Origin of the sequence: Winogradskyella aquimaris (assembly GCF_042676105.1) — a bacterium.
GTDB lineage: Bacteria > Bacteroidota > Bacteroidia > Flavobacteriales > Flavobacteriaceae > Winogradskyella > Winogradskyella aquimaris.
Map to the genome: position 1 here is coordinate 37,490 of NZ_JBHTJQ010000007.1, position 16,144 is coordinate 53,633.

At 35.5% G+C, this 16,144-nt stretch carries 16 protein-coding genes; 6 read left to right on the plus strand and 10 right to left on the minus strand.

All coding sequences use genetic code 11. From position 1 onward, the window contains the following. Positions 1-89 precede the first annotated feature (89 nt). On the minus strand, positions 90-2,939 hold the full coding sequence (gene gcvP / locus ACFQ1K_RS05865) for an aminomethyl-transferring glycine dehydrogenase (protein WP_320555806.1): 2,850 nt from the start codon (positions 2,937-2,939) through the stop codon (positions 90-92). A 122-nt stretch (positions 2,940-3,061) separates the two neighbouring features. On the opposite strand from gcvP, the gene ACFQ1K_RS05870 reads away from it, so the two are divergent. Beyond that, on the plus strand, positions 3,062-3,895 hold the full coding sequence (locus ACFQ1K_RS05870) for a hypothetical protein (RefSeq protein ID WP_320555807.1): 834 nt from the start codon (positions 3,062-3,064) through the stop codon (positions 3,893-3,895). Here ACFQ1K_RS05870 and ACFQ1K_RS05875 read toward each other — a convergent pair. The 9 genes from ACFQ1K_RS05875 to ACFQ1K_RS05915 all read right to left on the minus strand — a co-directional run bounded on the left by ACFQ1K_RS05875 (position 3,878) and on the right by ACFQ1K_RS05915 (position 11,677). After that, a complete protein-coding gene (locus ACFQ1K_RS05875; protein WP_320555808.1) occupies positions 3,878-4,135 on the minus strand; it encodes a hypothetical protein in 258 nt (85 codons plus the stop codon). The two genes, ACFQ1K_RS05870 and ACFQ1K_RS05875, sit on opposite strands and share 18 nt — an antisense overlap. A 6-nt stretch (positions 4,136-4,141) precedes the next feature. Then, on the minus strand, positions 4,142-4,696 hold the full coding sequence (locus ACFQ1K_RS05880; RefSeq protein ID WP_320555809.1) for a sigma-70 family RNA polymerase sigma factor: 555 nt from the start codon (positions 4,694-4,696) through the stop codon (positions 4,142-4,144). A 68-nt stretch (positions 4,697-4,764) separates the two neighbouring features. Then, on the minus strand, positions 4,765-5,643 hold the full coding sequence (locus ACFQ1K_RS05885) for an SAM-dependent methyltransferase (protein WP_320555810.1): 879 nt from the start codon (positions 5,641-5,643) through the stop codon (positions 4,765-4,767). A gap of 3 nt (positions 5,644-5,646) precedes the next feature. Next, a complete protein-coding gene (locus ACFQ1K_RS05890; protein ID WP_320555811.1) occupies positions 5,647-6,078 on the minus strand; it encodes a hypothetical protein in 432 nt (143 codons plus the stop codon). A gap of 387 nt (positions 6,079-6,465) precedes the next feature. Then, positions 6,466-6,969 carry a GbsR/MarR family transcriptional regulator gene (locus ACFQ1K_RS05895; protein ID WP_320555812.1) on the minus strand — a complete coding sequence of 168 codons (504 nt, stop codon included), beginning with the start codon at positions 6,967-6,969 and terminating at the stop codon, positions 6,466-6,468. Positions 6,970-7,016: 47 nt separating this feature from the next. Beyond that, positions 7,017-7,793, minus strand: coding sequence for a hypothetical protein (locus ACFQ1K_RS05900; RefSeq protein WP_320555813.1), 777 nt, complete (start codon positions 7,791-7,793; stop codon positions 7,017-7,019). 28 nt (positions 7,794-7,821) lie between these two features. Further along, on the minus strand, positions 7,822-9,855 hold the full coding sequence (locus ACFQ1K_RS05905; protein ID WP_320555814.1) for a M3 family metallopeptidase: 2,034 nt from the start codon (positions 9,853-9,855) through the stop codon (positions 7,822-7,824). Between the two features lie 184 nt (positions 9,856-10,039). After that, on the minus strand, positions 10,040-10,519 hold the full coding sequence (gene purE, locus ACFQ1K_RS05910) for a 5-(carboxyamino)imidazole ribonucleotide mutase (RefSeq protein ID WP_320555815.1): 480 nt from the start codon (positions 10,517-10,519) through the stop codon (positions 10,040-10,042). 3 nt (positions 10,520-10,522) lie between these two features. After that, positions 10,523-11,677 (minus strand): 5-(carboxyamino)imidazole ribonucleotide synthase, encoded by a 1,155-nt coding sequence (locus ACFQ1K_RS05915; RefSeq protein WP_320555816.1) that lies wholly within the window; start codon positions 11,675-11,677, stop codon positions 10,523-10,525. Between the two features lie 153 nt (positions 11,678-11,830). Here ACFQ1K_RS05915 and ACFQ1K_RS05920 point away from each other — a divergent pair, with 153 nt between their 5' ends. The 5 genes from ACFQ1K_RS05920 (at position 11,831) to ACFQ1K_RS05940 (ending at position 16,122) form a co-directional block, all read left to right on the plus strand. After that, positions 11,831-12,943 carry an adenylate kinase gene (locus ACFQ1K_RS05920; RefSeq protein WP_320555817.1) on the plus strand — a complete coding sequence of 371 codons (1,113 nt, stop codon included), beginning with the start codon at positions 11,831-11,833 and terminating at the stop codon, positions 12,941-12,943. Positions 12,944-12,998: 55 nt separating this feature from the next. Next, positions 12,999-13,997, plus strand: coding sequence for a GTPase ObgE (gene obgE, locus ACFQ1K_RS05925; RefSeq protein WP_320555818.1), 999 nt, complete (start codon positions 12,999-13,001; stop codon positions 13,995-13,997). Between the two features lie 7 nt (positions 13,998-14,004). Then, entirely contained in the window at positions 14,005-14,718 is a 714-nt protein-coding gene (locus ACFQ1K_RS05930) for an ion transporter (RefSeq protein WP_320555819.1), read from the plus strand. A gap of 68 nt (positions 14,719-14,786) precedes the next feature. Next, a complete protein-coding gene (locus tag ACFQ1K_RS05935; protein WP_320555820.1) occupies positions 14,787-15,308 on the plus strand; it encodes a DUF4136 domain-containing protein in 522 nt (173 codons plus the stop codon). Between the two features lie 85 nt (positions 15,309-15,393). Then, positions 15,394-16,122, plus strand: a complete 729-nt coding sequence (locus tag ACFQ1K_RS05940) for an SDR family oxidoreductase (protein WP_320555821.1) — start codon at positions 15,394-15,396, stop codon at positions 16,120-16,122. The last annotated feature ends 22 nt before the right edge of the window (positions 16,123-16,144 follow it).

The following is a 16,144-nucleotide window of genomic DNA, read 5'->3' on the forward strand; positions in this document are numbered from 1 at the left end:
AAATTCTTAATTATTTCCAATTCTTTTGAAAATACTACAAAAAAAGTACTCTAAATGAGTACTTTTTGAATTTGGTATGTTCATAAAGACTAAGCTTCTATATAATCCTCTATTGGAGCACAGCTACAAATTAAATTTCTGTCTCCATAAGCATCATCCACACGTCTTACGCTTGGCCAAAATTTGTTAGCTCTGATGTAGTCCAGCGGGAACGCGGCTGTCTCTCTAGTATATGGTAAAAGCCATTCGTCTGAAGTCAGCATTTCTAATGTATGTGGTGCATTTTTCAATACGTTGTTAGGTTCATCTTTTGAAGCTTTATCTATTTCTTGACGAATAGAGATCATCGCATCACAAAAGCGATCCATTTCAGCTTTACTTTCACTTTCGGTAGGTTCTATCATCATAGTGCCTGCAACTGGGAACGATACTGTAGGTGCGTGGAATCCGTAGTCCATAAGACGTTTTGCGATATCAGTGACTTCAATGCCATGGGCTTTAAAATCACGACAATCTATAATCATCTCGTGTGCTGCTCTACCATTTTCTCCAGTATAAAGTGTTTTGTAATAACCTTCTAAACGTTCTTTGATGTAGTTGGCATTTAATATGGCAACCTCAGTAGCCTGTTTTAGACCTTTTGCGCCGAGCATGGATATATAACCATAAGATATGATACAGGCTAAAGCCGATCCGAAAGGTGCAGCTGAAATTGCTGAAATTGCTTGATGTCCACCTGTTTTTACAATAGGGTTTCCTGGTAAAAATGGTACTAGTTGTTCGGCAACACAAATTGGTCCTACGCCTGGGCCACCACCACCATGAGGAATGGCGAAAGTTTTATGTAGATTAAGGTGACATACATCTGCACCAATATTACCTGGGTTGGTTAAACCGACCTGTGCATTCATATTTGCACCATCCATGTAAACCTGACCTCCATTATCGTGAATAATCTTTGTGATTTCTTTAATGGCTGACTCATATACACCATGTGTAGAAGGGTAAGTTACCATTAAAGCAGAAAGGTTGTCTTTGTACAATTCGGCTTTCTCCCTTAAGTCATCTACATCAATATTCCCATCTTCCGATGCTTTGGTTACGACAACTTTCATACCTGCCATTACAGCACTTGCTGGGTTTGTACCGTGGGCCGAAGATGGAATTAAGCAAATGTTCCTGTGATGGTCGCCACGTGATTCATGATAGGCTTTAATAACCATAAGACCTGCAAATTCACCTTGGGCACCAGAATTTGGTTGTAAAGATGTCGCTGCAAAACCGGTAATCTCGGTAAGTTGATTTTCGAGTTCCGTAAGAAGCAGTTGATAACCAGCTGCTTGATCTTTAGGAACAAAAGGATGCATATTTCCCCAGCTTGGCCAACTTAAAGGTAACATTTCTGAAGCAGCATTTAACTTCATGGTACAAGAACCAAGGGAAATCATTGAGTGATTTAAAGCTAAATCTTTACGCTCTAATCTCTTTATGTATCTCATTAACTCTGTTTCAGAATGATAAGAATTAAAAACATCAGCCGTTAAAAATTCTGATTGACGTTTTAATGCATCAGGAATGGTATTTACATCTGTAATAGACGTGATTTTTTCAATCCTAGACTCTGTAACATCTTCGAAAATGGAGATAATTTCGTTGAGATCTGAAATTGTTGTGGTCTCATTTATAGAAATGGTAACCGTATTATTATCTGGATAGTAGAAGTTGACTTCTCTTTTTTCGGCTTCGTACTTTACTTTGACTGGATCTGTTTTTATTCTAAGGGTATCAAAGTAGTGTGTGTTAGCCTGTTCTAAGCCCAATTTCTCTAATGCAGCTGCAAGGGTTGCCGTAGTGTTCTGAACCTTATCGGCAATAAATTCTAAGCCTTTTGGGCCATGGTATACGGCATACATGCCCGCCATAACAGCTAATAATACCTGAGCGGTACAAATGTTTGATGTCGCTTTATCTCTTTTAATATGCTGTTCCCTCGTCTGTAATGCCATACGCAATGCCCTGTTCCCATTGGTGTCTTTAGTCACACCAATAATACGACCAGGTATATGGCGTTTATAGGCCTCTTTAGTTGCAAAGTAAGCGGCATGAGGGCCACCATAGCCCATAGGAATGCCAAAGCGCTGTGTTGTTCCTAATACAACGTCTGCACCAAATTTACCTGGTGCTTCCAATTTGATTAAGCTTAAGATATCAGCCGCAACCGCAACTTTTATATTTTCGGCATTGGCTTTTTCGATGAACGATTTAATATCTGTAATTTCCCCATTTTTACCAGGGTACTGTAATAAGGCACCAAAATAGTCTTTGGATAAATTGTATTCTGCTTCGTTACCGATTTCTAATACTATTCCAATTGGAGTAGCTCTGGTTTCTAACAAGGCAATGGTTTGTGGTAATACTTGGTCTGATACAAAGAATTTGTTGACGCCAGCTTTTTTCTGATCACGATCCCTAATCGCAAATAATAAGCCCATAGCTTCTGCTGCTGCGGTACTTTCATCTAAAAGTGAAGCATTAGCGATTTCCATACCTGTTAAATCCATAACCATAGTCTGAAAATTTAATAATGCTTCTAAGCGACCCTGAGCAATTTCAGCCTGATAAGGAGTATATGCAGTGTACCATCCTGGATTTTCTAAAATATTGCGTTGAATTACTGCCGGTAAATTAGAGGGATGATATCCTAAACCTATATAAGATTTATAAACTTTATTAAGCTGAGAGAGTTTATTGATGTGATTTGAATACTCTTGTTCGCTCATTGCAGGATTTAAATCCAAATCCTTCTTAAGTCGAATTCCTGCAGGTATAGTTTCGGAAACTAACTGCTCAATACTCGTCACACCAATGGTGTTTAACATCGCTTTTTGTTCGTCTGGTCTTGGGCCAATATGCCTAAGTGCAAAAGAGGTTGTATCCATTCTTTATTCCGCTATTTTTTTTGATATGCAAAAATACGGAAATCGCTATTGTTTTTAGTTAATGAAGGTTAAAGTTTTTAACTGAAAAAGAGGGTTATTAACACATTGATTATTTTTGTTAGATGCGTGTTTTAAATCAAATATTTAATTTTTACATCAATAGTAGTATTCACGTGGCTTTAGCTGTTATGGCTATGACATGGGTAACGTTTATTAAATTTCAGCTAAACCATGATTTCGTAGTGTTACCTTTTGTCTTTTTCGCGACAATAACCGGCTATAATTTTGTTAAGTATTTTGGGGTCGCTAAATTTCATCACAGAAGTTTGGCAACATGGTTAAAGACTATCCAGATTTTTTCGTTTTTGGCGTTTTTAGGGACCTGTTATTATGCCTTAAAATTGACCATAGATTCTATTATCTATCTAGCCATTTTTGGGCTTGTCACCTTTCTATATGCCATTCCTTTATTACCCATGCAATACTTTAGGGATAGCCAAAAAAACCTTCGACAAATAGGTGGATTAAAAATTTACATTATAGCTTTAGTATGGGCCTTTACAACTGCGTTTTTACCATTAATAGAAAAAGGCTATCCGATAAGTGGTGATGTGGTAATAACTGGAATTCAGTATTTTATTTTTGTCATTGTCTTAATGCTTCCCTTTGAAATTAGAGATCTTATCTATGATAATTTAAAATTGGGTACCATACCTCAGCGCATAGGTGTTAAAAATACTAAGTTGATAGGTGCTATACTGTTGTTATTTTTTTTCTTATTGGAATTTTTTAAGAACGAAGTAAAGGAAACTGCATTAATTTCAAATACTATTATATTAAGTATTACCCTTGTTTTTTTAGTATTTGCCCACAAAGAACAAACAAAATATTACAGCGCATTTTGGGTTGAAAGTATTCCTGTTGTTTGGTTGATTATTTTACTGATGCTTGGCTAACTCTTTTTCAAACTGCTGTTTTAGTTTGTTACGTTCATCGTTTTTTAAACAATCAACTTCTGCTTGTTTAATAGAATGAGTCAATTTGTTGTTTTTAGAGGAATAAGATTTTGTGACATGACACCAGGAAAGCCTTATAGATAACTTAAAACGCTCCCAAAATGTCGACTCACCATACTGTGATTTGTCACAAATATGCTTTGCCTCTTCGCAGCTTATAAATAAAAAACGTTTTTTCATTTTATTTTAAAACCAATTTTCTTCCATACAATTTGCTAATGCTGTTCTAGCTCTGTGTATTAAAACCCATAAGTTAGACGCAGTAATGTTCATTTCATTACAAATGGTTTCTGTATCATAACCTAATATTGTTTTCATCTTAAAAACCTCAGCTTGTTTTGCAGGTAACTTGGCTATGCAGTCGTAAATGGCATCACCAAGTTCTGAGTTTTCCAATTTTGCTTCAGCCGTTTTTTCAAAAGTGTCTTCTACACGCTCCTCCAGCCAGTCACCTTCAGTGTCTGAATCGCTATTGTAGTTCATTCTAACTTCGGCTTTTCCTTTTTTAGAGTTTATCTTTCTATAATGATCAATGATTTTACGTTTTAGGATAGAAACTAACCAGGTACGTTCAGAGGCTTCACCCTTAAAATTACCCATCGATTTTAGACCGGCCAGAAAGGTTTCAGACACTAAATCTTGTGCTACAACTCTATCATTAACTCTTGAGATGGTATAGTTAAAGAGGTAGTCTGAATACAAATCAATCCAGTTATTAGGATTTAATTGATGATTGGCCATTACTTTTTGTCATTGCTCAATCAAAAATAGGTAAAATATTATGATGTTTTATATATGTTCACATTTTCCTAACGTTTGGTGGCGCTTATGATATAATAGCCAAAACTCTTCATATGCAAACCAGATAAAAGGGCATAGAAAGAGCCTTTTAGATTATGCGAGCTTTCCTTTTTAAGGTTGTCAAATCCAAAAAATTTCTTGATAATAAAGCCTAAAATAGCGAACGGGACGTGTAGCACTGAAGGAGCCACTCTCATCGATACATTTTCGATTTCAATATTCTTAAATCCCAAATCTTCTAGACTTTTTTTAATGAATTGAGGGGTTTCTAATTTTTCTAAATTCCAGTGACTACATAGTCTGTGGTAAGCATATTTCCCTCCTTTGCAAAGTTGAGTCATATCCCTCTTCAGCAAGGCATCTGCCATTACAAAACGTCCACCAGGTTTTAAGAGTCTGTGCATTTCTTTGAGCGAATTATACTTATGACCTGAATGACAAAAGCTCTCAATAGCTACTGCAGAATTAAACGAATTAGATTGAAATGATGTGTTATTATAGTTTTCCTTTAGTATGATTCCGTTTTTACCTTTAAGTAAGCCATTACCCTTTTTGACTTGAAAGTCTGACATGGTTACTCCGTACGCCAATACATTATTGTACTCATTTAATGCATATCTCATGGTAGCTCCCATACCACATCCCAAATCTACAAGCCTATGCTTTGTTTTACCAATGTTTAATCTTTTTATGACTTGCTTATTCATTTGATTAAGCATGCTATCTCGTTTAAAAGGATTGGTTTTAAACGGAATAAAGTAACCAAAATGCATATTGTAATCTTTACTCCAAAATAGATAGTCTTCGGTAGCTTCATTATAAAAGTCTACCATTTCAATTCGGATTTGTTCTTCGTAACTGCTGTGAGGTATGGATTGGATTTTCATACATTAATGAATTATAAAGTTATAGATGAATAGCCAGGTGTAAACAACTGCAAACAATACAAATAGGAAGTTCATGAAATAACCGCCAATTTTAAAAGTTAACTTTTTGGGAATTTGATAAATAGGATAGTAAGCAATTTGTGTTGCGACTTTGCCTACCCAATAGACTGCTATTAAACCAGTAAGAGCGACTGCCAGATGGGTGCCGTTTTTCAAGTCATTTGGTAAAAGGATAGCTATTAAGCCAAAAGAGAAATTTAATCCTTGAATATATCTACCATAAGTTTTAGCAATTTCTTGATTTAAGGGTTTTAGTTGCTTAACATCATTATACCAATCAAATACGTTATGTCTAATGTAAGGGTAAATCAGGGCTGTAAATATTTGACCACATCCTCCAATAATAATCAACCAATTAGGAATTAGAGTTTTCATAATTATAGTCTTTTCAGATTACTAAGTATCCATACGAAGTAAGTTGCTACAGACATCGGAATAATGATAATCCCCAATATCCACCATAGGTTATTTATTTCTATTTTCAGATACCATCCGATACCATAAATCAATACTATGGCCCAATAGATCAGAAGATGCTTTTTTTGCTTGGTATTAATCTTACTCCAGGAAAACGAAATACCTAAAGCGCTTAACAACTGAAGTCCTCCTAGGACTATTTGAGCATATAATCCAAATATTATTGTTAAGTACAATATTGCTGTAATTACCAGAGCTATTTTGTTTAATTGATAAAGCTTTTTCATGATTTAAATGTTTTTAAACTTTCAAAAAAAATTGAAAGTATAGTGTAAAAAAATATAGTTATTTCATAAGCTTTAATACCGACTTTGTTAGCCAGTTATGCTTTTGATTTACTAGTTTATTCATCAGTGTATCTAATTCGTCTGTCAGATCTTTTAAGGCTTTTGTTTGCTTAATTAATTCTTTTGTATTTTCTGTGCCATCATCTTGAATGGATGATACATCCTCTAAAACCTTTATAACTGGTTTTATTTCTCTACGGCTACGCTCCTTAGCTATTATACGCGCTAATTCTTGAACATCTTTTTCTGTTGTAAAAAATTCTTTGCGCTCACCTGATACTAATACTTTGGTTACAATTCCCCAATCAATAAGCTGTCTCAAGTTCATGCTAGTATTACCACGCGAGATTTTAAGCTCTTCCATAATCTCTTCCATTGATAATGGTTTGATAGAAATAAAAAGTAAAGCCTGAATCTGTGCCATAGCTTTATTTATGCCCCAGAGAGTGCCTAAACTACCCCATGTACTAATAAACTTTTCTTTTGCTTCTTGATATATCATACCGCAAATATACAATAAATTTTAAACTTTCAATAATTATTGAAAGTTTATTTAATCTCTAGATGGATATGATCATCATGTCTAACCGCTTGGCAACCATGAAACCTTATGTTGTTGTACTTACTAAGCTTAAGTTCATTTTTAAGATAAGGTTCTATAAAAATTTTTGAATTTTTTGCTCGGTAGAGTAGTCCTTGAATTAAGGTCTTGGTATTCTCCTTGTCTAGTAAAAGAGTATTGTTTTTATCTGGCGACAAGTATTTTGTGATATCATATTGCCAGTAGCCCTTTTCTTTACAATATTTAGATGTAGGATTAGAGTCTTTAACATAAGCTCCATAACCGAAATAAGAAGGTTTTTTATCTGTTTTATTGTTACTGTCACGATACATAAATGCTAAATCAATTTTTTTACCATCATTATGACTGAGATGAGGTAAAAGCGGAAAACCATCTATAAAAGGAAAATTGGCATCCAAATAGGTTGTTCTTATCCCTAAATGTGCTAAATCGGTTGTTGATTGTTGTAATGAGTTATGAAGTTTGATGTCTACATAGTTTCGGAAACACAAAGGATATATGATATTCTGTGGTTTTAGGTCACTTTTAAAAACCGGTAATTGAGTTCTTCCAAAATAAGGTGCGATCCATGGAACTATAAGTAGGTTACAAACGAAATAAACTATTGGAAAAACAAAGCGTTTCTTTTTTTGCCATCGCTTAGAAATAAAAACACTTGTTAGCCAAATCAATCCGCCAAGCTGCGTTAAAATGGTTAAGCATATAATTATTAGTAGATGGCCTATTAGTCTTAGAAAATTCATGGCATACGCTAACGTAAAACAAATTAGCTTATTTTATAAGACCCGCTCGTCTCAATAATGCCTCAGGTTTTGGCTCTTGTCCTCTAAATTTTTTATAAAGCGTCATTGGATCTTCTGTACCGCCTTGTGATAAAACATAAGTTTTAAATTTATTGGCTACCGTTTTATTAAAAATACCTTGGTCTTTAAAATATTCAAAGGCATCAGCATCCAAAACTTCCGCCCATTTATAACTATAATAGCCCGAGGAATAACCACCTTGAAAAATATGTGCAAAAGCAGTGCTCATACAGTTTTCAACAACGTCAGGATAAAGTTGGGTTCCGCCAAAAGCCTCTATTTCGTGCTGTTTAACAGATGTGATTGTCTCTAGGTTTTCGTTAGCATGCCAGGCCATGTCTAACATTCCAAAGCTTAACTGACGAAGCGTTTGCATGCCCTCATGAAATGTTGCTGAAGCTTTTATTTTTTCAATTAGATCCATTGGAATCACTTCACCAGTTTCATAATGGGTAGCAAATAATTTTAAGGTTTCTTCTTCGTAACACCAGTTTTCTAAAATCTGACTCGGTAGCTCAACAAAATCCCAATACACGCTTGTGCCAGAAAGGCTAGGGTAGGTGGTGTTGGCTAACATACCATGCAGGGCATGACCAAACTCATGGAACAAGGTTGTGACTTCATTAAAGGTTAATAATGATGGTTTACTCTTAGTGGGTTTGGTAAAATTACAAACAATAGAAACATGTGGTCGTTCGTTTATGCCATTTTTTATCATTTGCGGTTTAAACGAGGTCATCCATGCTCCATTTCGTTTTCCTGCTCTTGGGAAAAAGTCAGCATAAAAGATAGAAACTAAATTGTCTTCTGCATCAACAACTTTGTATGTTAAAACATCGTCATGATATTTATCTATGGTATTAATCTCTTCGAACTTTAGACCGAATAGTTTGCCAGCAACAGTAAATGCACCATTGATGACATTTTCCAGTTTAAAATAAGGCTTCAATTGCTCGTCATCCAAACTGAATAATTTTTGCTTTAATTTTTCAGAATAGTAAGCCGAATCCCATTTTTGTAGTTCGTCTATTTTATCCAGTTCTTTGGCAAAGGCTTCAAGTTTTTGAAATTCTTTTTCTGCTGCAGGTTTTGCCTTTTCTAAAAGTTCGTTAAGGAAGTTGTTTACTTTTTCAGGAGTTTGTGCCATGCGTTCTTCCAATATAAAATGGGCATGGGTTTTATAGCCTAAAAGTTGGGCACGCTCAAAACGAAGATTTGCAATTTTTAGAACAATGTCCTGATTGTCCAAATCATCATTTTTAAATCCTTTACTTCCAAACGCCTTAGATAACTTTTCACGTAATGCACGGTCATCTGCATACGTCATAAACGGAATATAACTTGGGTAGTCTAAGGTGATTAACCAACCGTCTTTACCTTTGCTTTCAGCCAATTGCTTTGCAGCTTCTTTTGCGCCTTCTGGTAATCCTGAAACTTCGGATTCTTCAGTAAGAAGCATTTCAAATTTATTGGTTTCAGCTAATATGTGCTCGCCAAATTTTAGTTTTAACTGACTTAATTCTTTGTCAATTGCACGTAGGCGTTCTTTTTTTTCCTTGGAAAGATTAGCTCCGTTTCGAGAAAAGCTTTTGTACTTTTTGTCTAATAATGTGGCTTGTTCTGTGGTTAAGTCTAAGTTGGATTTAGAATCGTAAACCGCTTTAACGCGTTTAAACAGATCTTCGTTTAGAGTAATGTCATTACTGAACTCAGACAATAATGGTGAAACTTCTTGAGCAATTTTTTGAATCTCATCATTTGTCTCCGCTGAATTTAAATTAAAGAAAATACTAGATATTCTATCTAGCTCTTGACCAGAGTAGTCTAAGGCTTCTATAGTGTTTTCAAAAGTTGGTGATTCGGTGTTTGTGACGATAGCATCAATTTCGTTCTTCGCCTTGTTTATTGCTAACTTAATAGCTGGTAAAAAATCTTCGTTTTTTATTTTCGAAAAAGGGGCTGTATTGTATTGAGTATCAAAAGATTTATTAAGAATAGTCATTTTAATCGTCTAATTTTTCTTACGTATGTTGTTGATAATGTGAATTTTAACGGTATTTTATGATGGGTCTATTTTGGGGTTTGATAAGTTTAATTACCTTTGCGCCATCTTTGACGAACAAGATCTTTTTGTTCTTAAGGATTGGTTAATAGCAAAAAAAGCCTTGACGGAAGTTGAGGCTTTTTTATAGGTCTTTTGCAGACTCAATAACCTTTGCCTTTAATCCTTCTTTGTATACGCTAATCTTATCTAAAACACACTGATCGCCACTTCCTAAAATTTGAGCAGCCAAGATACCTGCATTTTTTGCGCCATTGAGTGCAACTGTTGCTACAGGTACACCTCCTGGCATTTGTAAAATTGATAACACAGAATCCCAACCGTCAATAGAATTACTGCTCTTAACAGGCACTCCAATTACTGGTAATGGTGATAGTGAAGCTACCATACCTGGTAGGTGAGCTGCACCACCGGCTCCAGCTATAATTACTTTAATTCCTCTATGATGAGCATTTTTTCCGTAATCGAATAGTTTATCTGGTGTACGGTGGGCTGAAACAATATCAACCTCAACCTCAATATCAAATCCCTTTAAAATATCAATAGCGTCTTGCATAACTGGCAAATCGCTTTTACTTCCCATGATAACTCCTACTTTACTCATATCTTATTCGCTTATTACTTCAATAGTTCGTTTTACATTTTCTGCAATTTCTCGCGCCATGTCAACATCTTTATTTACGATGGTCACATGACCCATTTTCCGGAAAGGTCGTGTTTGTTTCTTACCATAAATATGTGGCGTTACTCCATCCATTGCCATAATCTCTTCAATGTTTCTGTATAGTACATTGCCAGTGTAGCCTTCTGAACCAACCAAATTTACCATAACACCCGCAACTTTACTGTCTGTATTACCAAGGGGTAAACCCAATATACATCTCAGATGTTGCTCAAACTGGTCTGTATAACTTGCCTCTATACTATAATGTCCTGAGTTGTGCGGTCTTGGAGCGACCTCATTTACCAGAATTTGATCGTCCTTAGTTTGAAACATTTCTACCGCCAATAGCCCAACATGTTCAAAAGCTGCAGCTGTTTTTAGAGCTACAAGCTCTGCTTTCTTTGCAATGTCATTCGGAATTCTTGCCGGACAAATAACATACTCGACCTGATTGGCTTCAGGGTGAAATTCCATCTCAACGACTGGATATGTTTTTAAATGCCCTTTAGAATTTCTGGCTACAATAACGGCAAGCTCATTTTTAAACGGAATTAAATGTTCTGCTATACATTCAACATTTGGTAAATCTACCAAATCTGTGTAACGTCTCACTACTTTTACACCTTGGCCATCATACCCAAACCTAGCGCTCTTCCAAACAAAAGGATATTTTAAACCGCCATTCTCAACGGCATCTTCAATTTCAGAGGTGTGTGCAAATCGCGAGAAATCTGCGGTTGGAATATCATGATCGCGGTAAAATAATTTTTGAGTGGCCTTATTTTGTATAGTTCGCAAGGTTTTTGACGATGGATATACTTTTATACCTTGCTTTTCGAGAGTTTCTAAAGCTTCTACGTTAACGTTTTCAATTTCAATAGTGAGTACATCCACTTTTTTTCCGAAATCAATAACAGTGTCATAATCTAATAAATCACCTACAAAAAACTCGTCACATGCCAGTCTTGCTGGTGCATCTTTACTTGGATCGATTATACATGTGTGGATATCGTATTTTCGTGTGTGATATAAAATCATTTTGCCAAGTTGGCCACCGCCAAGAATACCGAGTTTAAAGTCTGAAGAAAAATAGTTCATATTTACTTCCTAGGTAAATGGAAAATTTTTAAAAGATTCAACATAAATTCTTTGCAAAAATAAGCTAATTATAGCAGATACCCTTAAATTCATAATTCAAAAAATCGGCAATCCTCAATCAATTCATTATCTTTGCGTTTCTAAAATAATACCATGGTTGTTAAGCTTCATGATTTATATTTTAAACCTTTTATAAATGCAGATGAGATTGATGTTGTCGTCCAGCGAATGGTCAATGATATTGCTGCAGATATAAAAGATGAAATCCCTGTTTTTGTAGGGATTATGAATGGGTCATTTATGTTTGTTAGTGACTTTGTAAAAAAGTATCCCAAACCATGTGAGGTTACATTTATAAAATTAGCTTCTTACGAAGGGGTGAAATCTACAGAAGATATCCAGAGACTTATTGGCTTAACTCAAGATTTAACAGCAAGGACCGTCGTTATTTTAGAAGATATCATAGACTCAGGTAATACCTTGGAAGAAGTGCATCGCATTTTTAAAAATGAAAATGTAAAGCAGTTACTTATTGCAACTTTATTTCACAAACCTGAAGCTTACGATAAGGATTTTAAACTTCATTATGTTGGTAAAGAAATTCCGAATAAATTTATTGTTGGCTACGGATTAGACTACGATGGATTGGGGAGGGATTTACCAGACGTCTATCAATTAAAAACAACACAACACATGACAAATATCGTGCTATTTGGCCCTCCAGGTGCGGGAAAAGGAACACAGGCTAATTTTTTAAAGGAAAAATACGATTTGGTACACATCTCTACGGGAGATGTCTTTAGATACAATATCAAAAATGAAACTGCTTTAGGTATGTTAGCTAAATCTTACATGGATAAAGGTGAACTAGTACCTGATCAGGTTACGATTGATATGTTGAACAAAGAAGTTGAAAAAAATACCGATGCCAAAGGATTTATTTTTGATGGTTTCCCAAGAACCAATGCCCAAGCCAAAGCATTGGATGAATTAATGGATAGCAAAGACTCTCAAATTAATGCTATGGTCGCCCTAGAAGTAGATGATGAGATTTTAGTTGAGCGTTTATTAAAACGAGGTGAAACCAGCGGAAGAGCAGACGATGCAGATGAGAATATCATTAGAAACCGAATTAAAGAATATTACAGCAAAACTGCCATATTGAAGGATTACTACTCTGATCAGAATAAGTATTTCGGTGTGGATGGTGTTGGCAGTATCGAGGAGATTACGGAGCGTTTAAGTGCCGTAATCGATAAGCTATAAAACTTACAAGTGAGTTTAAACTCTCAAATTTAAACTTAGAACTTTAAACTCCGTTATGACAGAAGGAAATTTTGTAGACTACGTAAAAATGCATGTTGCTTCCGGAAATGGAGGTAAAGGTTCTGCACATTTACATCGTGAAAAGTATATCGCTAAAGGTGGGCCTGATGGTGGTGATGGTGGTCGTGGTGGTCATGTTATTATCCGAGGTAATGAAAACCTCTGGACCCTATTGCACCTAAAATTTAAACGACATATTCGTGCTGGTCATGGAGAGCATGGTAGTTCTGGCAGAAGTACTGGGGCCGACGGTGAAGATGCCATTATTGAAGTCCCACTAGGAACCGTTGTTAGGGATACCGAAACAAATAAGATTCTATTTGAAATAACAGAAGAAGGAGAAGAAAAAATAGTGGTAGAAGGCGGTAAGGGTGGACGCGGTAACTGGCATTTCAAAAGCTCTACCAATCAAACACCACGTTATGCACAACCTGGTATTCCACTTGAAGAGAAGGATATTACCTTAGAACTAAAAGTACTCGCAGATGTCGGCTTGGTTGGCTTTCCAAATGCTGGAAAATCTACGTTGCTGTCTGTGTTGACTTCAGCAAAACCAAAAATAGCCGATTATGAATTTACGACACTGAAGCCTAATTTGGGTATTGTAAAGTATCGCGATTTCCAATCGTTTGTTATGGCTGATATTCCTGGAATTATTGAAGGTGCGGCTGAAGGGAAAGGACTGGGCTATTACTTTTTAAGACATATAGAACGTAACTCTATTTTACTGTTCTTAATTCCGGCAGATGCTAAGGATATCGTTGAGCAATACGAAATTCTCGTTGATGAATTGAGACGTTACAATCCTGAAATGTTGGATAAAGAACGTTTTGTGTGTATTTCAAAGTCGGATATGTTAGATGACGAATTAAAATCTGAAATGGCAAATATTTTGGATAAAGATTTAGAGTGTGATTACATGTTTATTTCTTCTGTAGCCCAACAAGGTCTTACTGAATTGAAAGATAAACTTTGGAATATGTTGAATACCTGATTGAGTTATGAAAGAGGCTATTAAAAACATAGTAGAATATAACAACAACAGGCTAAGTAGGAGTTTTGCATTTTTTATTCAGTTTTTAATTGTTCTTTCTGTAATTACATTTTCCTTAGAAACACTACCAGACTTAAAACCACAAACTAAAGCTATTCTCAATTCTATAGAATTGTTTTGTGTTATAGTGTTTACTGCAGAATACCTAGCAAGAATTTATGTTTCAGATCGTAATCTGAAATTTATTTTTAGCTTTTTTGGACTTATAGATTTGTTTGCCATCTTACCGTTTTATTTGTCATTTGGATTAGACTTACGCTCTTTAAGAGTGTTGAGAATGTTCAGGTTGTTTAGACTTTTAAAGTTAGTGAGATATAATAAAGCCATGAGTCATTTTGCAAAAGCTATGATGTTGGCTAAAGAACAAATTATTCTGTTCATGGGAGTTACCTTGGTGTTGATTTATTTTGCAGCTATTGGGATTTACTATTTCGAAAACGAAGCGCAGCCAGAGCATTTTTCTTCTATTTTTGACAGTCTTTGGTGGTCTATTGTTACTTTAACCACAGTAGGTTATGGTGATGTATATCCGATTACGGTTGGTGGAAGAATTTTTACGTTTTTTATATTACTTATTGGATTAGGTATTGTGGCGATACCAACAGGAATTATTTCTTCTTCACTTACCAAAGTTGTTGAGCCAGATTCTGATGAAGAATAGTTAAAGTTTAAATTCTGTAATACCATACTTGATACAGAATCTTATTTTAAGTACCTTTAAAATAAAAAATGAAAGCTGTAAAATATATTTTCCTCTTTTTGTTAGTGGCTTCTTGTGGTACGGTGATTAATTACGATTACGAGAAATCTACTGACTTTACACAATACAAGACTTACGATTATTTTGGTGATATGCAGACGGGACTTAGTCAATTAGATACCAAACGCATCATTCAATCTATTGATGCCAAGTTAGCTACCATGGGTTTAACACGTTCTGATGATCCTGATTTCTATATAGATATTCTAAGTCAAGATATCATGAATATGAATAACTCTACAGTAGGCGTCGGCGCAGGAGGTGGTGGTGGAGGTAGCTTTGGAGGTGTGTCCGTAGGTATTCCAATAGGGAATAACCAAAACACACGCCAAATAGTTATTGATTTTGTGGATAAAAAACAAAACGAGCGTCTATTTTGGCAGGCGGTTAGCGAAAGTAATTATCGCGAAAATGCGTCACCTGAAAAGCGTGAGGCTTATTTTGATGCACTCATAGAAAAGATTTTTTCCAAGTATCCACCAAAGAAATAAACTTTATCATTTTCCTAACACTTTAAACTTCATCTTGGTGAATCGGTTTTGTAATTTTGATTGAATTCAAAAGAACAACAAAACGATGAACAATTTACAGGGCAAAGTCGCTCTTATAACAGGTGGAACAAAAGGTATTGGTTATGGAATTGCAGTGGCATTACTTGACCAAGGTTTCAAAGTTGCCATTACGAGCAGAACTAAACAAGCCGCAGAAGACAAGGCAAAAGAATTAGCTTCTAAAACAAATTCTGAAAACGCAGTAATCGGACTTGAAGCTGATGTTAGACATTTAGATAGTCAAGAAAGGGCAGTAAAAGCAACACTTGATGCTTTTGGTCAACTGGACTTGGTTGTTGCCAATGCAGGATTGGGACATTTTGGGAGTATTGAAGATTTGACAGTAGAACAATGGAATGCCGTTATAGACACCAATTTAACAGGCGTTTTTAACTCAATAAAAGCAAGTGTAGAGGCGCTAAAAAAATCCAAAGGCTATTATATTACCATTTCAAGTTTAGCAGGAACCAATTTCTTTGCAGGTGGTTCTGCTTATAACGCTAGTAAATTTGGTGTTACTGGCTTTACCCAAGCAGTAATGTTAGACTTGCGTAAATATGGTATAAAGGTTAGTACTATTATGCCAGGTTCAGTATCAACATATTTTAATGGCAATGAGCCAAGTGAAGCTGGTGCTTGGAAAATTCAGATAGAAGATATAGGTGAATTGGTTGTGGATTTATTAAAAATGAATCCAAGAACTCTACCAAGTAAAATTGAGGTTAGACCAACCACACCGCCAAGCAGCAAATAAGATTAAGAAGCTTCCATTTCGG